Annotated in this window: 1 protein-coding gene and 3 pseudogenes; all 4 read left to right on the forward strand. The window is 64.4% G+C overall.

From position 1 onward, the window contains the following. Positions 1–119 (forward strand): annotated as a pseudogene (locus ACJHYR_RS27370) (integrase); the annotation flags it as partial. Between the two features lie 202 nt (positions 120–321). Further along, a pseudogene (locus ACJHYR_RS27375) lies at positions 322–672 on the forward strand (DUF3330 domain-containing protein); the annotation flags it as partial. 175 nt (positions 673–847) lie between these two features. Then, positions 848–1,408 (forward strand): recombinase family protein, encoded by a 561-nt coding sequence (locus ACJHYR_RS27380; protein WP_001161490.1) that lies wholly within the window; start codon positions 848–850, stop codon positions 1,406–1,408. Positions 1,409–1,411: 3 nt separating this feature from the next. Beyond that, positions 1,412–2,736, forward strand: a pseudogene (locus tag ACJHYR_RS27385) (Tn3-like element TnAs1 family transposase); the annotation flags it as partial.

Consider the following 2,736-nt stretch of genomic DNA (forward strand, 5'->3'; position numbering starts at 1 on the left):
ATCTGCTCGGCCATTCCGACGTCTCTACGACGATGATTTACACGCATGTGCTGAAAGTTGGCGGTGCCGGAGTGCGCTCACCGCTTGATGCGCTGCCGCCCCTCACTAGTGAGAGGTAGGGCAGCGCAAGTCAATCCTGGCGGATTCACTACCCCTGCGCGAAGGCCATCGGTGCCGCATCGAACGGCCGGTTGCGGAAAGTCCTCCCTGCGTCCGCTGATGGCCGGCAGCAGCCCGTCGTTGCCTGATGGATCCAACCCCTCCGCTGCTATAGTGCAGTCGGCTTCTGACGTTCAGTGCAGCCGTCTTCTGAAAACGACAATGGAGGTGGTAGCCGAGGGTGTGGAAACACCCGACTGCCTTGCGTGGTTGCGGCAGGCGGGTTGCGACACGGTGCAGGGTTTCCTGTTCGCCAGGCCGATGCCGGCGGCGGCCTTCGTCGGCTTCGTCAACCAATGGAGGAACACCACCATGAACGCCAATGAACCGAGCACCAGTTGCTGCGTGTGCTGCAAGGAAATCCCGCTCGATGCCGCCTTCACGCCGGAAGGGGCCGAGTACGTGGAGCATTTCTGCGGGCTGGAGTGCTATCAGCGCTTCCAGGCGCGGGCCAGCACTGCGACCGAAACCAGCGTCAAACCGGACGCTTGTGATTCGCCGCCGTCAGGTTGAGGCATACCCTAACTTGATGTCAGGCAGGGCCGCGCCGCTTCGTCAGAATAGAGTCTGCTTTCCCATTTTTTGACACATGCCCGCGAAGGTTATAGATTTCAGCCTGACAGAAATGGGCTTTGAGGCACAACGGAACAGAAAGTGCACTTAAGCCGCCTTCAACCAAGGAGACATCGTGCAGGGGCACCGCATCGGCTACGTCCGGGTCAGCAGCTTTGACCAGAACCCGGAACGCCAGCTGGAACAAACCCAGGTGAGCAAGGTGTTCACCGACAAGGCATCGGGCAAGGACACCCAGCGCCCCCAGCTCGAAGCGCTGCTGAGCTTCGTCCGCGAAGGCGATACAGTGGTGGTGCACAGCATGGATCGGCTGGCCCGCAACCTCGATGACCTGCGTCGCTTGGTACAGAAGCTGACTCAGCGCGGCGTGCGCATCGAGTTCCTGAAGGAGGGCCTGGTGTTCACTGGCGAGGACTCGCCGATGGCCAACCTGATGCTGTCGGTGATGGGGGCCTTCGCTGAGTTCGAGCGCGCCCTGATCCGCGAGCGGCAGCGTGAGGGCATCGCCTTGGCCAAGCAGCGTGGCGCGTACCGGGGCCGCAAGAAAGCCCTGTCCGATGAGCAGGCTGCTACCCTGCGGCAGCGAGCGACGGCCGGCGAGCCCAAGGCGCAGCTTGCCCGCGAGTTCAACATCAGCCGGGAAACCCTCTACCAGTACCTCCGCACGGACGACTGACACATGCCGCGTCGCTTGATCCTCTCGGCCACGGAGCGGGACACCCTGCTTGCGCTGCCGGAAAGCCAGGATGACCTGATCCGCTACTACACCTTCAACGACTCCGACCTGTCGCTGATCCGCCAGCGACGCGGCGACGCCAACCGCCTCGGCTTCGCCGTGCAGCTCTGCCTGCTGCGCTACCCCGGTTACGCGCTGGGAACCGACAGCGAGCTGCCCGAGCCGGTCATCCTGTGGGTGGCGAAGCAAGTCCAGGCCGAGCCGGCGAGCTGGGCAAAGTACGGCGAGCGCGACGTGACCCGTCGCGAGCATGCCCAGGAACTGCGCACCTACCTGCAACTGGCCCCGTTCGGCCTGTCCGACTTCCGCGCCCTGGTGCGCGAGCTAACCGAGCTGGCCCAGCAGACCGACAAAGGCTTGCTGCTGGCCGGTCAGGCCCTGGAGAGCCTACGGCAGAAACGACGCATCCTGCCGGCGCTGAGCGTGATTGACCGGGCCTGCTCGGAAGCCATTGCGCGAGCCAATCGGCGGGTCTACCGCGCCCTGGTCGAACCACTCACGGACTCGCATCGGGCCAAGCTGGACGAGCTGTTGAAGCTCAAGGCCGGCAGCAGCATCACCTGGTTGACCTGGCTGCGCCAGGCACCGCTGAAACCCAACTCTCGGCACATGCTGGAACACATCGAGCGGCTGAAGACATTTCAGTTGGTGGACTTGCCCGAAGGCCTGGGCCGGCACATCCACCAGAACCGCCTGCTCAAGCTGGCCCGCGAGGGTGGGCAGATGACGCCCAAAGACCTCGGTAAGTTCGAGCCGCAGCGCCGCTACGCGACCCTGGCCGCCGTGGTGCTGGAGAGCACCGCGACCGTGATCGATGAGCTGGTCGATCTGCATGACCGCATCCTGGTCAAGCTGTTCAGCGGCGCGAAGCACAAGCATCAGCAGCAGTTCCAGAAGCAGGGCAAGGCGATCAACGACAAGGTGCGCCTGTACTCCAGGATCGGCCAGGCGCTGCTGGAAGCGAAGGAAAGCGGCAGCGACCCCTATGCCGCCATCGAGGCGGTGATTCCCTGGGACGAGTTCACCGAGAGCGTCAGCGAGGCCGAGCTGCTGGCCCGGCCGGAAGGCTTCGACCACCTGCACCTGGTCGGCGAGAACTTCGCCACCCTGCGCCGTTACACGCCGGCCTTGCTGGAGGTGCTGGAACTGCGCGCCGCGCCGGCCGCGCAAGGCGTGCTGGCAGCCGTGCAGACCCTGCGTGAGATGAACGCCGACAACCTGCGCAAGGTGCCGGCCGATGCACCCACGGCCTTCATCAAGCCGCGCTG

Origin of the sequence: Escherichia sp. WS1450 (assembly GCF_046487395.1) — a bacterium.
In the GTDB taxonomy this organism is placed as follows: Bacteria; Pseudomonadota; Gammaproteobacteria; order Enterobacterales; family Enterobacteriaceae; genus Escherichia; species Escherichia coli.